At 38.3% G+C, this 19638-nt stretch carries 20 protein-coding genes; 2 read left to right on the top strand and 18 right to left on the bottom strand.

What is annotated here, in order from left to right:
- Positions 1–12: 12 nt before the first annotated feature.
- The 4 genes from ffh to smc form a co-directional block, all read right to left on the bottom strand.
- Positions 13–1365: a signal recognition particle protein gene (ffh, locus tag B494_RS0107960; RefSeq protein WP_017471861.1), complete on the bottom strand. Its 1353-nt coding sequence runs from the start codon at positions 1363–1365 to the stop codon at positions 13–15.
- Positions 1366–1378: 13 nt separating this feature from the next.
- Entirely contained in the window at positions 1379–1705 is a 327-nt protein-coding gene (locus tag B494_RS0107955) for a putative DNA-binding protein (protein WP_017471860.1), read from the bottom strand.
- 87 nt (positions 1706–1792) lie between these two features.
- The gene (ftsY, locus tag B494_RS0107950; RefSeq protein ID WP_017471859.1) at positions 1793–2776 is read right to left on the bottom strand and encodes a signal recognition particle-docking protein FtsY; all 984 of its coding nucleotides are present in this window, start codon (positions 2774–2776) and stop codon (positions 1793–1795) included.
- Between the two features lie 14 nt (positions 2777–2790).
- Positions 2791–6360 (bottom strand): chromosome segregation protein SMC, encoded by a 3570-nt coding sequence (smc, locus tag B494_RS0107945; RefSeq protein ID WP_017471858.1) that lies wholly within the window; start codon positions 6358–6360, stop codon positions 2791–2793.
- A gap of 176 nt (positions 6361–6536) precedes the next feature.
- On the opposite strand from smc, the gene B494_RS0107940 reads away from it, so the two are divergent.
- Positions 6537–6758: a DUF1128 domain-containing protein gene (locus B494_RS0107940; RefSeq protein ID WP_017471857.1), complete on the top strand. Its 222-nt coding sequence runs from the start codon at positions 6537–6539 to the stop codon at positions 6756–6758.
- A gap of 285 nt (positions 6759–7043) precedes the next feature.
- Here B494_RS0107940 and rnc read toward each other — a convergent pair whose 3' ends face one another.
- The 11 genes from rnc to B494_RS0107885 form a co-directional block, all read right to left on the bottom strand.
- Positions 7044–7733, bottom strand: a complete 690-nt coding sequence (gene rnc / locus B494_RS0107935) for a ribonuclease III (RefSeq protein WP_017471856.1) — start codon at positions 7731–7733, stop codon at positions 7044–7046.
- A 207-nt stretch (positions 7734–7940) separates the two neighbouring features.
- The gene (locus B494_RS0107930) at positions 7941–8174 is read right to left on the bottom strand and encodes an acyl carrier protein (protein ID WP_017471855.1); all 234 of its coding nucleotides are present in this window, start codon (positions 8172–8174) and stop codon (positions 7941–7943) included.
- Between the two features lie 33 nt (positions 8175–8207).
- Positions 8208–8945, bottom strand: a complete 738-nt coding sequence (gene fabG, locus B494_RS0107925; RefSeq protein WP_017471854.1) for a 3-oxoacyl-[acyl-carrier-protein] reductase — start codon at positions 8943–8945, stop codon at positions 8208–8210.
- Positions 8935–9882 carry an ACP S-malonyltransferase gene (gene fabD / locus B494_RS0107920; RefSeq protein WP_017471853.1) on the bottom strand — a complete coding sequence of 316 codons (948 nt, stop codon included), beginning with the start codon at positions 9880–9882 and terminating at the stop codon, positions 8935–8937. The genes fabG and fabD overlap by 11 nt, the downstream gene beginning before the upstream one ends.
- A 1-nt stretch (position 9883) precedes the next feature.
- On the bottom strand, positions 9884–10885 hold the full coding sequence (plsX, locus tag B494_RS0107915) for a phosphate acyltransferase PlsX (RefSeq protein ID WP_017471852.1): 1002 nt from the start codon (positions 10883–10885) through the stop codon (positions 9884–9886).
- 14 nt (positions 10886–10899) lie between these two features.
- A complete protein-coding gene (gene fapR, locus B494_RS0107910) occupies positions 10900–11463 on the bottom strand; it encodes a transcription factor FapR (RefSeq protein ID WP_017471851.1) in 564 nt (187 codons plus the stop codon).
- A gap of 98 nt (positions 11464–11561) precedes the next feature.
- Entirely contained in the window at positions 11562–13598 is a 2037-nt protein-coding gene (gene recG, locus B494_RS0107905; protein WP_017471850.1) for an ATP-dependent DNA helicase RecG, read from the bottom strand.
- Positions 13588–14484, bottom strand: a complete 897-nt coding sequence (gene sdaAA / locus B494_RS0107900) for an L-serine ammonia-lyase, iron-sulfur-dependent, subunit alpha (protein ID WP_017471849.1) — start codon at positions 14482–14484, stop codon at positions 13588–13590. Before sdaAA ends, recG begins: the two co-directional genes overlap by 11 nt.
- Before the next feature lie 25 nt (positions 14485–14509).
- A complete protein-coding gene (gene sdaAB / locus B494_RS0107895) occupies positions 14510–15175 on the bottom strand; it encodes an L-serine ammonia-lyase, iron-sulfur-dependent subunit beta (protein ID WP_017471848.1) in 666 nt (221 codons plus the stop codon).
- Positions 15176–15489: 314 nt separating this feature from the next.
- Positions 15490–17151 carry a DAK2 domain-containing protein gene (locus B494_RS0107890; protein WP_017471847.1) on the bottom strand — a complete coding sequence of 554 codons (1662 nt, stop codon included), beginning with the start codon at positions 17149–17151 and terminating at the stop codon, positions 15490–15492.
- Positions 17152–17204: 53 nt separating this feature from the next.
- Complete coding sequence (locus B494_RS0107885) at positions 17205–17567, bottom strand: Asp23/Gls24 family envelope stress response protein (RefSeq protein WP_017471846.1); 363 nt, start codon at positions 17565–17567, stop codon at positions 17205–17207.
- A gap of 373 nt (positions 17568–17940) precedes the next feature.
- On the opposite strand from B494_RS0107885, the gene rpmB reads away from it, so the two are divergent.
- Positions 17941–18129, top strand: coding sequence for a 50S ribosomal protein L28 (rpmB, locus tag B494_RS0107880; protein WP_017471845.1), 189 nt, complete (start codon positions 17941–17943; stop codon positions 18127–18129).
- 49 nt (positions 18130–18178) lie between these two features.
- Here the strand turns inward: rpmB and spoVM are convergent, their stop codons facing one another.
- The 3 genes from spoVM to rpe are packed head-to-tail and all read right to left on the bottom strand — an operon-like array spanning position 18179 to position 19636.
- Entirely contained in the window at positions 18179–18271 is a 93-nt protein-coding gene (gene spoVM / locus B494_RS21720; RefSeq protein ID WP_017471844.1) for a stage V sporulation protein SpoVM, read from the bottom strand.
- A 44-nt stretch (positions 18272–18315) separates the two neighbouring features.
- Positions 18316–18981, bottom strand: a complete 666-nt coding sequence (locus B494_RS0107870) for a thiamine diphosphokinase (protein ID WP_017471843.1) — start codon at positions 18979–18981, stop codon at positions 18316–18318.
- A complete protein-coding gene (gene rpe, locus B494_RS0107865) occupies positions 18974–19636 on the bottom strand; it encodes a ribulose-phosphate 3-epimerase (RefSeq protein WP_017471842.1) in 663 nt (220 codons plus the stop codon). Before rpe ends, B494_RS0107870 begins: the two co-directional genes overlap by 8 nt.
- Between the last annotated feature and the right edge of the window lie 2 nt (positions 19637–19638).

Raw genomic sequence — 19638 nt, 5'->3', positions numbered from 1 at the left:
AGTGTTTTTACATTACATAAAGGGTAAATTAAAACCTTTTTTCCTTTTTCCCTTTTTTCCACCTTGCATACCAGACATTTGTTTCATCATTTTTTTCATTTCTTCAAATTGTTTCAATAATCGATTTACTTCTGAAACCGGACGTCCTGCCCCTTTTGCAATACGTTTTTTTCGACTTGCATTCATAAGGCTTGGATCTTGACGTTCCTGTTTGGTCATTGATTTAACAATGGCTTCAACATGGACCAATTGTTTCTCGTCAATTTGGGCATTTTTTAGACCTTTCATTTTATTAGCACCTGGTATCATGCCAAGTAGGTCTTCTAATGGCCCCATACTTTTAACTTGCTCCATTTGATCTAGAAAATCATCAAAAGTGAAGGAAGCTGATCGCATTTTTTCTTCTAATTCTTTCGCCTTTTTCTCATCAACGTTATCTTGAGCCTTTTCAATTAAAGTAAGGACATCGCCCATCCCTAATATACGAGAAGCCATTCTTTCTGGGTGGAATGCTTCCAGCTCATCTAATTTCTCCCCCATACCTGCAAATTTAATGGGTTTATCCGTAACTGCTCTTATTGATAAAGCCGCTCCACCACGTGTATCACCATCAAGTTTTGTTAAGATAACACCAGATACATTTAATTGCTGATCAAAACTTTCAGCAACATTTACTGCATCCTGTCCTGTCATAGCATCAACCACTAGAAAAATCTCATCAGGGCTTACATCACCTTTAATGCGTGCAAGTTCATCCATTAAGTTATCATCGATATGCAAACGTCCTGCCGTATCGATAAGGACATAGTCATAGTGTTCTTCTTTAGCATGAGCAATCGCTTCATTAGCGATATCAACAGGATTCGCATCCGTTCCTTTCGCAAACACAGGAATGCTTAATTGTTTCCCTACGGTTTGCAACTGATCAATCGCTGCGGGACGATACACATCAGCCGCAACTAGCAATGGTTTACGGTTATGCTTCTTTCTAAGTAAGTTGGCCAATTTACCACTTGTGGTTGTCTTACCAGCCCCCTGTAAACCTACCATCATAATCACAGTAGGCGGACGTTCAGAGACAGCAATTTTACTCTGTTCTCCACCCATTAAGGCAGTGAGTTCTTCTTTAACAATTTTAATCACCTGTTGACCAGGGGTTAAGCTTTCCATTACTTCTGCGCCAACTGCACGTTCTTTTACGCGCTTGACAAAATCTTTAACAACCTTAAAATTAACGTCTGCTTCAAGTAATGCTAGACGAACTTCTCGAGTCATTTCCTTAACATCTTGCTCACTTACTTTTCCTTTTCCCGTCATCTTTTTTATTGTACTTTGCAGACGGTCAGCTAAACCTTCAAATGCCATAGAGGAAACCCTCCTAATCTAATTCTTTTAATTGTTCAACATAATTGTTAATTTCTTTAGCTTCATAAGGCTCAACAGCGTCACTTAATTTATTTAACAATGCTTGACGTTCTAAAAACTTTTTGTAAAGTTTCAATTTGTCTTCATAACTTTCAAGCATTGATTCTGTACGACGTATATTATCATAAACCGCTTGTCTAGACACATTGAAAGCCTCTGATATTTCTCCTAAAGAATAGTCTTCTAAATAATACAATTCCATATAATTCCGTTGCTTTGGTGTCAATAATGCTTGGTAGAAATCTAATAAAAAATTGATGCGCGTTGTTTTCTCTAACATAATAACACCCCTTGTTAAGTAAAGCCCCTTTACATGAAAATACTAGACGATTTCGTTACCATCTGTCAAGTTGAATGGCTATTGTTCTCATAACATATCTGCAAATAACCCATATACAAATGCATTTGGATCGAATTTTTCTAAATCTGTCATTTGTTCACCAAGCCCTACAAATTTCACAGGGATATTTAATTCTTTACGAATCGCTAATACAATCCCGCCTTTTGCTGTTCCATCCAGCTTAGTAAGGACAATACCAGAAACATCTGTAGCTTCTGCAAAGGTCTTAGCCTGACTCAATGCATTTTGCCCTGTCGTGGCATCCAAAACTAACAGCACATCATGTGGAGCACCAGGTATTTCTCGTTCAATGACGCGTTTGACTTTACTTAACTCATTCATAAGATTGACTTTATTTTGTAATCTACCTGCTGTATCGCATAACAACACATCTGCTCCACGTGATCGAGCAGCTTGAATACCATCATACATCACCGCTGCAGGATCACTACCTTCTCGTTGCTTAATAACATCGACGCCAACCCGTTCACCCCAAACACCTAACTGCTCAATTGCACCTGCTCTAAATGTATCACCTGCTACGAGCAGAACTTTCTTTCCTTCTTGTTTTAATTGGTAAGCTAATTTACCAATTGATGTCGTTTTACCTACACCATTAACACCTACAAATAGTATAACTGATAAAGTATCGTTCTGCAGATTCAGAGGAGCTTCTGCTGCGAAATCGCCTGCTGAATAAATCTCCACTAATTTTTCTGAAATCAGCTCTTTTAAATCGATAGCATCTTTAATATTTTGACGTTTAGCTTCCATTTCTAACTCTTCAACTAATTCCATAACTGTATTAACGCCCACATCAGCCGATATTAACACTTCCTCTAAATCTTCGAAAAAATCTTCATCTACTTTACGATATCGGGCAATAAGATCATTTAATTTTGTCGAAAATGAAGCTCTTGTTTTTTCTAAACCCGTTTTATATTTATCAGATACTTCTTCATTTTCCGCAGATGCGGAGAATTTTTCTTTTAACTTTTTAAAAAAGCTCATATAACATCCACCTTTTAATTTGATTCAAGTAATGCATTGGTTTCTTCAAGTTTAACTGAGACAAAGCGTGAAACGCCCGACTCTTGCATAGTCACTCCATATAATACATCAGCACCTTCCATCGTGCCTTTCCGATGTGTAATAACGATAAATTGGGTATCTTGACTATACATCTTTAAATATCGACTAAACCGCTCAACATTTGCTTCATCTAATGCGGCTTCAACTTCATCCAATACACAGAAAGGAACAGGTCTTACGCGTAAAATCGCAAACAGCAGGGCAATTGCCGTTAAAGCTCGCTCTCCACCAGATAATAGCGCTAACTGCTGAGCTTTCTTACCGGGTGGTTGTGCTTTAATATCCACACCTGTCGTTAATAAATGCTGTGGATCTGTTAGTGTTAATGCAGCATGTCCGCCCCCAAATAATTGTTTAAAAACAACCGCGAACTCTTCTTTTATTTGTGAAAATGTTTGCTCAAAACGTCTTTCCATCTCTTCATCCATTTCAGAAATAACAGCATATAACGTTTGTTTTGCTTCAATTAAGTCCGTCTGTTGCTCTGTTAAAAATTGATAGCGCTCATCAATACGTTGATATTCATCAATCGCACCTAAATTTATCGTTCCTAATTCTTCAATTGACCGTTTAAGCAATTTAACATCTTGTCGCGATTGTTTAATATTTTCAACCTGAGCATACAATTCTTTTGCTTTCTCAAAGCTCATCTGATATTCCTCTTGTAAATGCTTCAAACGACTTTCCAATTCAACATCCAAACGATTGGCTTTCACTTCAATACTTTGCCGTTGTTCAACAATCGCTTGGCGCTTATTTTGCAAGGTACGATGCTTATCTTCACGTTCAGATAACGTTTCTGTTAACGATAGGCGTTTTTTTCGACAATCTTGGATGGAGCTTGTGACTATCTGCTTTTCCGCTTCTTCTTTTTCTAGTTTGAGATTAATCGTTCCGATCTGATCAATACCTTGTTCTAATTCATTAATCGTTTGCAATTCAGTTTCAAGTTGGTCCTTGCTCGTTTCTAATGCGGTTCTTTTATCAACAAGCTGTTTGACACGCTCCGCTTGGTAGCCGACTTCTTTATTTTCCTCTGCTAATTTCACTTCAAGTGCTTGTACTTTACTCTGAACACTCGCACGGTTTTGTTCAAAGTTTTGTTTGCGTTCTTCTAGTGCTTCAGTGTCTTTTTGCAAATGCGTAATTTCACTTTGCAATTGCATTAACTTTTGTTCTTTTGCTGTTTTTTCTTCTAATAATTTTGTCCGTTCAGCATCTTCTTGTACCTGATCCTGTTCATAGCGTTTTAATTGCTCTTGATAATGGGCGAGCTTAATTTGACAACTTTGCAGCTGTCCTTTATGCTCACGGATTTGATCTTGATAACTTTCACGACTTTTTTCAAGCTCCAACAGTTCACTACGTTGTTGTTCGAGCAGTTCTTCTTTATTAACGACTTCCTCTTTAAACTGACTCGTTCTTGTTTGGTAGTCCTTTAGCTTTACAGTTAACTCTTCAATTTCTTGCTCTCTTGCAAATAACGATTGGTTGGTATTCTTTTTTGCACCACCAGTCATTGAGCCACCAGGATTAACAATATCACCCTCTAGTGTAACGACACGATAACGTCGTTCAACGATACGGGCAAGTTCATTAGCATCTTTTAACGTTTTTGCCATAATAGTATGACCCAACAAATGATCAATGATAACTTGATAGCGTGTTTTTGTATTTACAGCTGTATTCGCCATCTTAATAAAACCTGGATGATTCGTTAATCGCTGTAAAGTAGAAGTTGCCATCTGTTTAGCTTTCATCGTATCAAGCGGTAAAAAAGTTGCACGTCCTTTATTAAATTGCTTCAAGTAACTAATCGCATGTCGCCCTGCCTTTTCGTTAGCTACGACAACGTGTTGTGCTTGAGCACCTAAGGCTGTTTCTAATGCGGATAGGTATACTTTAGGGATATCGATCAATTCAATAACTGCACCTTCAATACCGTCAATTTCCCCTTGTTCTCTTGCCTTAAGGATTGATTTGACGCCTCCATAAAAACCTTGGAAATCTTCTTTCATTTCTTCAAGCATTTCCTTACGCGAAGCCAATTTATCAATATGGCGGTTACCTTGTTCGAGCTTATTGTGCATATCATCTAATAATGACTGTTCGTTAGCAATATAGTGTTGTTTGTCTGTAAGCTCCTTCTCTAGCGCGGTCACCTTCTGATTTATACGTTCGCTCTCTTCACTAAGGTGTTCTTTTTCTGTTACTAGTTGCTGATAGACATGTTTCTGATCTGATCGTTGCTCATCATAAGATTGTTGGCGTTGATCGATTTGCGTAAGTTGTTGGCTGATCGTTTGAATGGCATGTTTAGTCGTTGCTTGTTCATTAAGTAAATCAATGTAATCAGCTTTATATGACTCTATCTTTTCTTCCAAATCATGAATGTCTAGATTAAAGTCTGCTTTTAGGTGCTCTAGCTCTTTGACAGTAGATGCCTTATTAGCTTTCACCTTATTAAGCTTTTCTTGTTCGTCATCCAGATCTGTTTTTAACTGTTCAAGTTCTTCCAACCGCTCTTTTAATTGTTTTTCTAATTTTTCTTTATTTTCAGTAGTGTGTTTTGCACGTTCGAGCATGACATTCTTTTCGCCCGTTAATTTTTCAATCGATTCAGTTAACCTCAGCAATTGCTGTTGATAGCCTTCAATGGCTTGATCAACTTGCTCAATCTGATATTGATCATGCTCCACCTGAGCAGCTTCTGATTGAATCTCTACAGAAAGTTGAGCTTCTTGTTCCTTAAATGTTTCGATTTGCTTTAGATAAAGCTGCCAATCATTATGTAACATCTCAATTTCTGTACGAATTAAAGCAACTTCCGTTTCCGTTAACTGATCTTGTTTCTCTAAATACTCCTTTGCTAACGAAGCTTGTTGTTTTAACGGTTCTAACTGTGTTTCAATCTCATAAATAATATCTTCCACACGATTTAAATTTTCTTGGGTTTCTGCTAATTTATATTCTGCTTTTTTCTTTCGCTGTTTATATTTTAAGACACCCGCTGCTTCTTCAAAGATCGTACGGCGTTCTTCAGCTTTAGAGCTCAATATTTCTTCAACCTTGCCTTGGCTAATAATAGAGAAGGCCTCTCGACCAAGACCAGAATCTAAAAATAAGTCGATAATATCTTTTAACCGACATGGCTGCTTATTTAAAAAGAACTCACTTTCTCCAGAACGATAAACACGTCTTGTTACATTGACTTCTTGATAATCAATGGGTAGTTTCCTCGACGCATTATCAAGTACAAGCGTAACTTCTGCAACATTTAACGGTTTTCGTGTATCACTGCCCTGAAAGATTATATCTTCCATTTTAGATCCACGTAAAGACTTGGCAGATTGCTCGCCAAGCACCCAACGTATCGCGTCAGTAACATTACTCTTACCACTTCCGTTAGGTCCAACAACAGCTGTTACACCAGGTACGAAGTCTACAGATATCCGTTCTGCAAACGATTTAAATCCAACAGATTCTAATTTTTTAAGAAACATAGCTTTCACCTATTCCGTTTAATAACTTTCACCTTAAAAACATCTATGATGTGCTAGTGGCAAAAAATGTCCCCAGCAATCATATTAAAATTTGCTCTTCTCTTTCTATTTCAACTTATTTATTTTATCATAAAGAGAGACAGGTTAGAAGATTTGATTGAAAAGGAGGATGCTGATTGGATTTATCAATTGCTAATCAAAAAAATTTAGCGTATATATTAAAGGAAATGGGAACAAAGTTAGCTGTAGTGAATACCACATTATTCGATCCAGAAGATTATAACTTAGAGAAATACGATGATCTAAAATGGTTATATGATCATTTAATGACTAAAGACAGTTTAAGTGTTTCTGAAACCCAAGCCTTTATTGAGGAGTTATCGACGATTCGGAAATAGAACGAACCTTCAATCTTCGGAGGAGGACTACAGGAAGTAGATCATGCAGACGTCGCCACAGGACGTGGCAGCCTTAGTCTGGAATCCTTCTTTAGTCTACGATCTTACCCGCCTACTGATCGTTCGTTGCGTAAATCAGGACATTAGCGTCCGTTAGCACCTGCCTCTCAATTTCGAGACGGACGTTTTACGAACGCTTATCTAGTCAAAATATTTCTTTATCAAACGTCGTAACCGTTGGCTTGTTTTTACGAATTCATTTCATAAAAACGAGCCAACGCCCAATTATGATGGTAATTTTTGGTTGTCTAATGCTTTTTTAGCTGCTCGTTGCTCAGCTTCTTTCTTCGTACGACCTCGTCCAATTCCTTCTACTTCCTGGTTTATTCTTACATGTGCTACAAATTCACGGTCATGAGCTGGCCCATGTTCAGCTATAATTTCATAATCAATCACAGCATGTTTATTTTGCTGAATTAATTCTTGTAACTGGCTTTTATAATCCATCGCATGTGAGAAAGCACCTTGCTTAACTTTCGGGTAAACATACCGTTTCAAAAAGCTAACAACCACTTCAAAACCTTGGTCTAAGTATAATGCACCAATAAAAGCTTCAAAGACATCAGCTAATAAAGCCGGGCGTCTTCGTCCACCTGTTCGCTCTTCACCTTTACCTAGCAGTACATATCGATCAAAATTAAGATCGGTGGCAAACTTAACAAGGGCCGGTTCACATACAATCGATGCACGCAACTTCGTCAATTCCCCCTCAGCTTTGTCAGGGTATGTACGGTACAAATATTGAGAAATACCTAATTCAAGCACAGCGTCACCTAGGAACTCTAAACGCTCATTATCCTGATGGATGCGATTTTTATGCTCATTAACATAAGAAGAATGGGTAAAAGCTTGGATTAAAATTTGTTCATTTTCAAAGGTAATACCTAAAGATTCTTGCAGTGGCTTAAAATTCATCACTTTACACCTCCTTTTCCTCCCATATCTTTCGTTTATTTTAATCAGAAAAGCTTGCATTCGTTCGTCCTATTGCAAATGGATTTTTACACTTGACACTTTAAAAAATTGAAAGGATCGCTTGCTAACTTCTCTATTAAATTTTATACTTTCCTAATGTAGAATGCAAAGGTCTCGTATTATTTACGAGACCTTATTCATCATTTATTAAGCTTGGCTGTCTATGTACTTAACAGCATCGCCTACTGTTTCAATTTTTTCCGCTTCCTCATCAGCAATCTCCGTATCAAACTCATCTTCTAGTTCCATAACAAGTTCTACGACGTCTAATGAATCAGCTTCTAAATCGTCTTTAAATGACGCTTCCATCGTCACTTTATCTTCTTCTACATCAAGGCGATCAACAACAATCTTCTTAACACGATCAAACGTATCTGCCATTCCTTTCACCTCCTTTCAAGATCGACATTTTCGTTACATAGCCATTCCACCATCAATTTGCAAGGTTTGACCAGTAATATAGTTTGCCTGATCAGACGCTAAAAACCCTACTGCATGTGCGACATCTTCTGCTTTTCCTAATCTTTGTAAAGGGATAAGTGCCAGCAACTGTGCCTTCAATTCGTCATTTAGTTCATCTGTCATATCTGTTGTAATAAATCCTGGTGCAATGGCGTTAACTAAAATATTTCGCGGAGCCAACTCTTTTGCAGCAGTTTTAGTCATACCAATTACACCAGCTTTAGCTGCTACATAGTTGGCTTGACCTGGATTACCGCTTATCCCTACAACAGAAGAGATATTTATTATTCTTCCTTGTTTTTGTTTCATCATCTGACGCGTGACAGCTTTCATACATAAGAAAACACCTTTTAAATTAGTATCAATAACTTGATCAAATTCTTCTGTTTTCATGCGCATTAATAAATTATCCCGAGTAATACCAGCATTATTGACTAAAACATCTATCCTACCAAAGGTTTCGATCACCTTTTTTATCATTGCTTTGACTTCTAGCTCATCAGATACATTTGCTTTATAAGCAAATGCTTGAGATCCTTTTGCAGTAATCTCTGCAACAACGTTATTAGCCTTCTCTTCATTACCTGCGTAATTGATAGCGACGTGATAACCACGTTCAGCTAGATCCAACGCAATAGCACGACCAATACCTCGTGAGGCACCCGTAACTAGTGCAACTTTACTTGTCATTATTTCCCTCTCCTTTGTACCAGTTGATAAAGTCTTGAAACGATGCTGGGTCCTGTACAGAAAAAACTTTAGCACGACGTGATACTTTTTTTACTAACCCACTTAATACCTTGCCATTACCCACTTCAACAATTGCATCAAGCTGTTCAGCCACTAATTGATCAATAATTTCATGAAATCTAACTGGCGAATATAATTGCTCAACAAGCAAAGACTTTATCACTTCAGCATCTGTTACCTTCTCAGCTGTCACATTGGTGTAGATTGAAACATCGGCATCCTTAAATTGGATCGGTGTAAGAAGTTTTTCATAATCATCCGCAACAGGTTGCATTAAGGAAGAGTGGAAAGGTCCACTCACATTGAGAGGAATAACTCGCTTGGCACCTGCATCTTTTAATAGCTTAACAGCTGCATCAATGCCTGTTTTAGTACCAGAAATAACAATTTGTCCAGGGCAATTAATATTAGCCAATTCAACTGTTTCTGCAATTGATGATAACTGCTCTTCAATGACCTGCTTATCTAAACCTAGCACAGCCGCCATTCCGCCTTGTCCTTCGGGATCAGCACTCTCCATTAGTTTCCCCCGTTGATGAACAAGCTGTATCGCCTGCTCAAATGTCAATACATTTGCAGCGACCAGAGCACTGTATTCACCAAGGCTATGCCCTGCAACGACCGTTGGGGTAACACCCGCCTCGGTTAATCGTTCTAAAATCATTGTACTTACTAATAATAGGGCAGGTTGAGCATATTTCGTTTCCGTTAATGATTCTGTTGGCCCTTCGCTAATCATTGTTGATATTGGAAAGCCTAATATTTGATCCGCTTGTTTAAACAAAGACCGGGCTTGTTGACTTTCGGCCAAAAATAGTTCGCCCATTCCAACTTGTTGTGACCCTTGTCCTGGAAAAACAAAAGCTACTCGCTTCATCTTATTCCTCCTCTGCTTTGTTCATTGTTGCGATAGTCTTCTCAATCGTTTCTGTCACCTGAAACTCGACCATATGTTGTGCTTGTTTAATTGCACTGAAAATCGCTCGGGCATTGGATGAGCCGTGTGCTTTGATTACTGGCGCTGCTAATCCGAACAGACCAGCTCCTCCGTATTCAGCATAATCTAGTTGATTTTTTAATTGTTTTAAATCAGGTTTAAGTACACTTGCTGCTAACTTTGTCTTTAATGATGACAGCATGGTTTGTTTTAACATTTTAAACATGGTTAGGGCTGTTCCCTCAATTGTTTTTAAAGCAATATTACCACTAAACCCATCAGTTACCACAACATCAGCCGCACCATCCAATAAATCACGGGCTTCAATGTTACCGATAAAATGAATCGGTGCATCTTGCAATAATTCAAACGCTTGCTTCGTTAATTCATTTCCTTTACCCTCTTCTGTTCCAACATTTAATAGACCGACACGTGGACGGGATACACCTCGCACCTTCTCACTATATATCGAACCCATAATGCCATATTGTAACAAATGCTTCGGTTTTGCATCAACATTGGCACCAACGTCCAAAAGTACAAATCCTTGTTGGTCAATCGTTGGTAGGGTAGGACTTAATGCTGGTCGCTCAATCCCTTTTATGCGACCAACTTGAAATAATCCAGCACTCATTAACGCACCCGTATTGCCTGCTGATATGCAAGCATCTGCTCTACCCTCTTTAACTTCTTTTGCCATCAAAACGAGCGAAGCATCTTTCTTTTTCCTTACCGCACGGACAGGTTCATCTTCTCCGGTAATGACTGAAGTCGTATGTATAACTGATATATTGCGATCATTAGTTAAATAAGGAGCAATTTTTTCTTGATCACCAACCAAAGTGATCTCAAGATTCTGAATAGCCTCAACAGCTAGTAGTGCGCCTTCTACAATTGCTTGAGGTGCATGATCTCCACCCATCGCGTCAATAACGACTTTCATTTTACTTCTCCTCCTTATTTATCATTAGAACGATACATTATAAAACGTCCAGAGAAAACAAGCTCATTGTCAACATAACTCTCTACAGTTACAGATGTACGACTATTTCTTTCAATTGACGCAACATGAGCTTTAGCTATTACGCGTTCACCTTGTTTAACTTGCCGTGAAAATTTAATCTCTGCTCTTTCTGTTAGTGCCAATTCATCGTCTATAACCGCAACAGCCAAAGAATTTGCTTGAGCAAAAAGGTGGTGCCCTCGAGCAATATTATTTCTTGAAAAAATATGATCTACTGTAATATCCATAATCGAAATGGCACGATGATCTAACTCCAGATCAATAATTTCACCTATAACATCATCAATAGGCAATGCCTTTACCGTCTCATTCCATTGATCAGTTGCTACCGACTTTATCCGTTCTCGTAATTCTGGTATCGACAACTCCATACGGTCCAAACGAATCGTTTGAATACTAACTGAAAATGCTTCTGCCAGTGCTTCATCTGTTATAAAAGGCGTTTCTTCAATCTTTGCTTTTAATTGTTCTTGACGTATTTTTTTCGGTAATCTCATACTTGCACCACCTATGTAAACTTCAGTCTTTTATTACATCCTATGACTAGGTACTAATAGTAATATAGCTGACTATTTAAAAATTTGCAACCCCAATCTTAATCAAACCCACTAATATGTTCGTGCAAACATTTGTCAACATAGTCTTTGAGTCGATGATAGTCAGGATCATTAGTTAAACGTTCTTCAAATATAATCGTTTGTGCATCTTGTCTAGCTGTTTCTAACGTACGGTAGTCATGAATCAAGTCAGCTAGTTTAAACTCTGGTAGGCCACTTTGTTTCTTGCCAAAGAAATCACCAGGGCCTCTTAACTTCAAATCATGTTCAGCAAGCTCAAAACCGTTGGTTGTTTCCGTCATAATACGCATACGCTCTTTTCCAGTCTCACCTTGTGGATCAGCAATTAAAATACAATAGCTTTGAGCATCGCCCCGACCAACACGCCCTCTTAATTGGTGTAATTGAGAAAGCCCAAATCGCTCAGCATCGTAGATTACCATTACCGTTGCATTCGGTACATTAACACCAACTTCCACCACAGTTGTTGCCACCAAAACTTGTATGTCATTTTGAGCAAAACGTGACATGACTTGTTCTTTCTCATCATTTGTTAAGCGTCCGTGCAACAAGCCTATTTTAGTTTGCTCAGATAGGGTGACTTCTAGACGTTGGTATAAATCAACTGCATTTTGAATATCTAGCTTATCCGATTCTTCAATTAATGGGGTGATGACATAGGCTTGATGGCCACTTGCTACTTCCTTTTCAATGAAGGTTAAAATCCGTGGTAACATTGATTCTTTAACCCAAAACGTATCAATCGTTTTTCGTCCTATCGGCATTTGATCAATAACTGACACATCCATGTCACCATAACTAGTTATTGCCAATGTTCTTGGAATGGGTGTTGCTGTCATGAACAGCACATCAGGATCGAAACCTTTCTCCCTTAATATTTTTCTTTGATTCACGCCAAAACGATGTTGTTCGTCAACAATAACTAGACCAAGGTTATAGAAATCGACATCATTTTGAATCAGAGCATGTGTACCAATAATAATATTAATTTGCCCTTGTTGAAGGTCGCTTAATAATTGCTCTCTCTTCTTCCCTTTAATTGATCCAGTTAGCAATTCGATCCGTCCGCCATCACGAAATAATGCTTGCAATGATTGCAGATGCTGTTCAGCGAGAATTTCAGTTGGCACCATTAATGCTGCTTGTTTATTTGCATTAATGATCGCATACATGGCTATAGCTGCCACGGCGGTTTTTCCCGATCCAACATCCCCTTGGAGGAGGCGATGCATACGATAAGGTGAACGCAAATCATATTGAATCTCTTGCCACGCATTTTGTTGTGCTTCTGTTAATTGGAAAGGCAACTGATTAATAAATGTAGCCACTTTCTCTTCCTTAAAACAGTGCGCCTTACCTTGTGTGCGTTCTCGATTATATTTACGAAAAGCTTGCATCTTTAATTGAAATAGTAAAATTTCTTCATATATAAGTCGGCGTTTGGCTTGTTTAAGATAATTAAAATCATCTGGAAAGTGGATTTGCTTAATGGCTGTAGCACGATCTAACAGCTTATAGTCATTTAAAAATTGAGGTGGTAATATTTCTTCAATATCACCAATATAGCTATCAATTGCTTGCTGAACGATTTTTTTGAATTGTGAAGTTTTTACAACTTGCTTAAGCAAGTAAATTGGCTGTATCGCTTGCGTGTCGTTTTGATCGCCGACTCGATAGCGCTCAATCGTCAATTGTTGACGGTGCTGATCCCACTTTCCTGTAAAGGTAACCGTTTCACCAACGACTAAGTGCTTTTTAGCGAAAGGACGGTTAAACATAACGCCTTTAACCACAACAGTGTCAACCTGTATCGCAACAGTGAGACGCGATTTTTTTTTGCCGTAGTATGTAACGACCGCTTCACTTATTATCACACCTTCTATCGTTGCTTTTTGTTGATTGACTAATGTTGCTAATGGCGTTACTTGATCATGATCATAACGTGATGGAAATGTATTTAAGACATCTTCAATGGTGTACACATCAAGCAATGCTAACTTATCAGCCATTGCTTGTCCAACCCCTGTTAATTCTGTCACTAACCTATCCTTCACCGCTTACACTTCCCCCTTGCTTATTAAACAATTGAGCCGCAAGTGCTTTCCCTGTCGGTGTTGCTGCTAAACCACCTTCTGCTGTTTCTTTTAATGCAGTTGGCATTTGTTTGCCAATACGGTACATGGCGCCGATAACTTCATCACAAGGTATTTTGCTTTTCACTCCTGCTAATGCCATATCAGCTGACACAATAGCGTTAGCGGCACCTGTTGCATTTCGCTTTACACACGGCACTTCTACCAATCCGGCTACTGGATCACAAACAAGGCCAAGCATATTTTTTAATGTAATGGCAAAAGCATGGGCACTTTGCTCAGGTGTACCTTGAGCCATTTCAACCACAGCTGCTGATGCCATCGCGGCGGCTGAACCGACTTCTGCTTGGCATCCACCTGCCGCACCGGAAATAAACGCGTTATTAGCGACAACAAAACCAAAAGCCCCCGAGGTAAATAAAAAGTTAATCATTTCTTCTCTTGTTGGGTTCAACTTTTCTTTAACCGCAAATAAAGCACCAGGTACACAACCAGCACTACCAGCAGTAGGTGTAGCACAAACAACACCCATCGCCGCATTAACTTCATTTGTGGCAACAGCTTTGCTAACTGCATCTAAAAGCAATGGACCAGATAAGGGCTGACTATTTTTCATGTAATGTTGAAGTAATACTGCATCCCCGCCTGTTAAGCCAGAATGTGATTCTACTCCCGAAAGTCCACGCTCGACCGCCTCTTCCATTACGGTTAAATTTCGATCCATTCGATCAATAATGTCCTGTCGAGATAAATCATAAATGTCCATTTCTTGCTGGATCATCACTTCCGCAAGACTAATATTATTTTCTTCTGCTTGTGCCACAAGCTCTGCTACTGTACGAAACATCTTGTTCCCTCCACGTATTTATCTATTAGTTAACGACCTTTACAATTTTCAGAATATGTTTAGCTAACTGTAGCTCTTGCTCTACATCGCTCTCAATATTTTGGTCCAATTCAATCGTCATAAGTGCTTCTTTGCCAACGTCCTTACGGTTTACTTCCATTCTACCAATGTTAATTTCATGTTTGGCTAAAATCTTAGTTACTGAAGCTATCGCCCCAAAGCGGTCATTATGCATAATTAATATTGCTGGATAATTTCCAGACAAGTGAAGTTCAAAACCATTTAACTCAATAATTTCGATTTTCCCTCCACCAATTGAGACACCTACCAATTCTAATTGTTCTTGACTATCTCCCAGCGTTATTCTAACCGTGTTAGGATGTTCAGTTGCTGTATGCTCTTCAACAAATTGAAATGTCAAACCCGCCTTCTTTGCTTCACTCACTGCGTCAGGTATACGTTGATCATTTGTATCAAAACCAAGCAGACCAGCAATTAAAGCCAGATCGGTACCATGACCTTGATAAGTTTTTGCAAAAGAACCATATAAGTGAATCTTTGCCTTTTCTGGTGTTTTCCCATATAAATGTCTTGCTGCATTCCCTATCTTAACTGCACCAGCTGTATGAGAGCTTGATGGTCCAACCATAACTGGTCCAATTATATCAAAGACTGAATTAAATTTTACCATTTGATCACCCCTATTAACGAAGTTGTATGCATTTAGTATACACTTAGCTGGCTCTAAATTCTATCAAAGCCCATTGTATATGCTATAACTGAATCTCATCGACTTATCTTTTCGTTAAAAATAAACTGCTATTTTTTTAGCACAGATAACTGACCGTCAAACACCCGCCTCAAGATAGAGGATAAGGCAAATCTATTTGGACGGGAGCTCATGGTAGAAGAGCGAAAACGCTCACTGATTGAAGGTTCGTTTTATACAAAAAAGTGTTTCGAAGTGAGCCTCCGAAACACCTAAAGTATCAGAAAAATAATATATTATTCAGCTGAAAAGATATAAGCGTAGATCGGTTGATTTCCTTTATGAACCTCAACCTCAATATCTTTATAGTTCTCTTCTATAAATGACTGGATCATCTCTGTCTCTTGTGCAGTAGCATCTTCGCCTTCTAAAATAGTGATAATTTCATCACCTTCATCGATAAGTTCATCAAGTAATTGTTTTGTCGCTACTAATTTATCAGGGTCTGTGGCTTTAATTTTCCCATCAGCAAGCCCCATAAAATTGCCGTTCTCGATTGTTAAACCATCAATCTGTGTATCACGAACCGCATATGTGATTTGACCTGTTTTAACTCGCTGGCATGCCTCAGACATGTTTGTAGAATTCTCAGCTAAGCTTGCGTCTGGATTATAGACTAACAACGCACTCATACCTTGAGGTATCGTTTTTGTAGGTATAACCGCAACTTCAGCCTCACTTAATTCTGCAGCCTGCTCCGCTGCCATAATAATATTTTTATTATTTGGTAGAATAATGACTTTTTTTGCATGTGCCTTTTCAATCGCTTCTGTAATATCTTGAGTGCTAGGATTCATGGTTTGTCCGCCTTGCATGACAACAGTTGTTCCTAGACTTGTTAACAGCTCGTCAATTCCTGAACCCATAGCAACGGCGACAATTCCATAATCGGATTTTGGCTTGTCTTTTTTAACTTCACTCTCTCCAACAATAGAAGAATGTTGCTCACGCATATTTTCAACCTTCAGTTGAACGAAACTTCCAAACCTTTGAGCAAGATTCAATGCTTCACCTGGATACTCCACATGAACATGGACACGAACAAAATCCTCATCTGAAACAACCAATAATGAGTCACCTAATTCACCCAACTCTTCACGAAAAGCTGCTTCATCATAAGGCTGAGCCTCCAATTTATCAGCTTCAAATTTAACCATAAATTCTGTGCAATAACCAAACTCAATATCTTCGGTATTGAGGTAATCTTGATTGGATTTATGATGCTCAGCACTTACCATATCATCCATTGGTGCAGTCTCTGTATCGGTTTCCGGCAAAGCTTCCCCTTTTAGAGAAGCTAAAAATGCTTCATATATAATGACTAAACCTTGCCCACCACTATCAACAACACCAACTTCTTTAAGAACGGGTAATAAATCTGGCGTCCGTTCTAAAGATTGCTTGGCCGCCTTAACAACACCTTCCATAAATGCAATGAAATCATCGGTTTGAGTCGCAAATTGTTCTGCTTCGTTTGCTGTATCTTTTGCGACTGTTAAAATTGTCCCTTCTACAGGTTTAATAACAGCCTTATATGCAGTACGCACCCCACTTTGCAAAGCTTTAGCAAATTCTTGAGGTGTCAACATCTCTAAATCACTCACACTTTTAGAGAAACCACGAAATAATTGCGATAAAATAACTCCTGAGTTACCACGCGCACCCATTAATAAACCTTTGGCAAATGCATTGGCTACTTCAGCTACATTATTGTTAGTTACTTTTTTAACTTCTGAAGCCCCTGAAGTCATAGATAAATTCATATTTGTTCCTGTATCCCCATCCGGAACAGGGAATACATTTAGTGCATCAATCATGTCTGCGTTATTAGAGAGGTGATTAGCGCCTAGTAGAATCATTTCTGCTAGCTTTTCACCCTCTATTTTTGTTAATACCACTGCTACTTCCTCCCTTGTCATTCACGAACACGCGCCACAAATGACACTGTTTATTATTCGGCTTGTACACGAACCCCTTGAATATAAATATTTACAGCTTTAATTGGCAAACCTAATGTTTTATCTAATGTGTATTTAACTTGTGATTGGACATTGTGAGCAATTTCAGATATCTTTGTTCCATAGCTAACAATGATATACATATCAATCGATACTTGATCTCCATCTTGCTGAACAACGACACCTTTAGAGAAATTTTCTTTTCTTAAAATTTCAGCAATGCCATCTTTTAATTGATTTTTTGAAGCCATACCAATAATACCATAGCATTCAATAGCAGCACCACCAGCAACTGTTGAAATCACTTCGTTTGTGATCGTAACCCGTCCATCTTTTGTGGTCAACTCAATAGCCATATCTTTAGCCTCCTCGATAGTCAATCTTTCTTTAGCATTATTTAAAATTTATAAGGATAGTCAAAAGTATTATAACCTCAACTAAACATCAATAGCCATTAAACATTTTACAATACTTTTATCAAATAGAAAAGGCTTTAATGGATGTAGTCAGTCAATCGAAAAACGCACCCGCCATTCTTATCCTCTACAATGGACGAAAAGCCTACGCCTGTCAACCCTTACATATTGATTATAATTATGCTTTACGGCTGAGGTGGTACTATAAGAAAAGTACATACTACTCGCTGAAACTAGTGATTGCATTTAAGCTGTAACTATGATAAATTATATAAGTATGAAATCAGATAGTTGTAAATTGGGAGGGATTAATATGAGTCGTAAATGTGCTGTAACTGGACGTCAGACTAAAGCTGGCAATAACCGTTCACACGCTATGAATGCAAATAAACGTCAATGGAAAGCAAACGTTCAAAAAGTCCGCATTATGGTAGATGGTAAACCTAAACGTGTATATGTTTCTGCCCGCGCCTTGAAGTCAGGTAAAGTTGAACGTGTATAATAACTTTTAACAGAAGAGCACCTTAAATTAAGGTGCTCTTCTGTTTATGTTACTTTTTCTTGTCTTTTCTTTGCGCTGCCCCTGCAAAAAAACGGACAATACCTCCTAGAAATTTTGGGAGCTTTATCGTATAAAAACGCATGTGACCCCTCCTAACCCTATCTAACACCTCAATGAATGTCTTGTTTAATCATTAAGTTGTTCACTACTCTTTATCAATATTAATATGCCATTGTCAAACGAAAAATAACCATATTGACCAATCAAATGATTTGATAAAGTTAAAGAATCTCCTCGTTTGACATCAACATTAGTTAATGGATAATAAAAACCTTCCAAATGAAGTTTATGAACAACTTCTGACATAGGTAAAAACGATAGCTTAGGATAACGATCATCTTGTTCAAGACGATAGCGCCCGGGCAGATAGACAGTTATTTCATTCTGTCGATCTATTACGCTAATTTTAACGCCCTCAATTAAGTATTTTTCAAGTATAAAAATAACAAGGAGTTCATGATCAAGTCTTCCACCAGTTACGCCAAATAATATGATTTCTTCTATATTTAAGGCATATGCTGCTTTAATAGCTAGCTCCAAGTCACTATAATCTTTCTCTACCGGATACATGTCTGTTCGAGTAGCATAGCTTCGTATCTGTTCACGTTCTCGTTCGGTCACGGAATCAAAATCACCAATTGCCAAATTTAAAGGCAACTGGTGTTTAAGTATAGTTAGTGCTCCTCGATCGCACCCAATCCAATAATCTATTTCTTTATTATAATGGCTAATATTTGGAATGTTCTTGTCTGGTCCACCAGCAACGATTGCAAGGCGTTTAATATCATGCATTTCCTATAATCACACTTCTAAGTTCTTTAATAGCTTGCGAACGATCATTAACGTTGAAAATAGCACTCCCTGCTACGAACACATCAACACCTACATCTGCACATTGCTTTGCGGTATCGATGTTTATTCCCCCATCCACTTCAAATTCAAGATTTAAACCAAGTGCTTTACGCCATTGATCTGCTTGTTTAATTTTATCAAGTACTGACGATATAAACGTTTGTCCGCCAAAGCCAGGGTTGACAGTCATAAATAATAGTAAATCAAGTTCCGGAAGAATCGGCTTAACGAGCTCAATCGGTGTTGCAGGATTGATAACTAATCCCGCCTTTACCCCTTTCTCCTTTATTGCTAAAATTGTACGATGTAAATGATTACACGTTTCTACATGTACAGAGATTATATCTGCCCCTGCTGCAACAAAAGCATCAATATACTGATCTGGGTTAGTAATCATTAAGTGAACATCTAATGGTAATGTCGTCACTGGACGAACCGCATCTACAATTAATGGTCCGATCGTAATATTAGGCACAAAGTGGCCATCCATAACATCTACATGAATATAGTCGGCGCCAGCCTGTTCTACCTCTTTTATTTCTTCACCCAGTTGGGCAAAATTAGCTGATAAGATTGAAGGGGCAATTTTTTTCATAA

Source organism: Amphibacillus jilinensis Y1, assembly GCF_000306965.1.
GTDB lineage: Bacteria > Bacillota > Bacilli > Bacillales > Amphibacillaceae > Amphibacillus_C > Amphibacillus_C jilinensis.
This window is presented reverse-complemented; position numbering and strand designations above follow the sequence as displayed.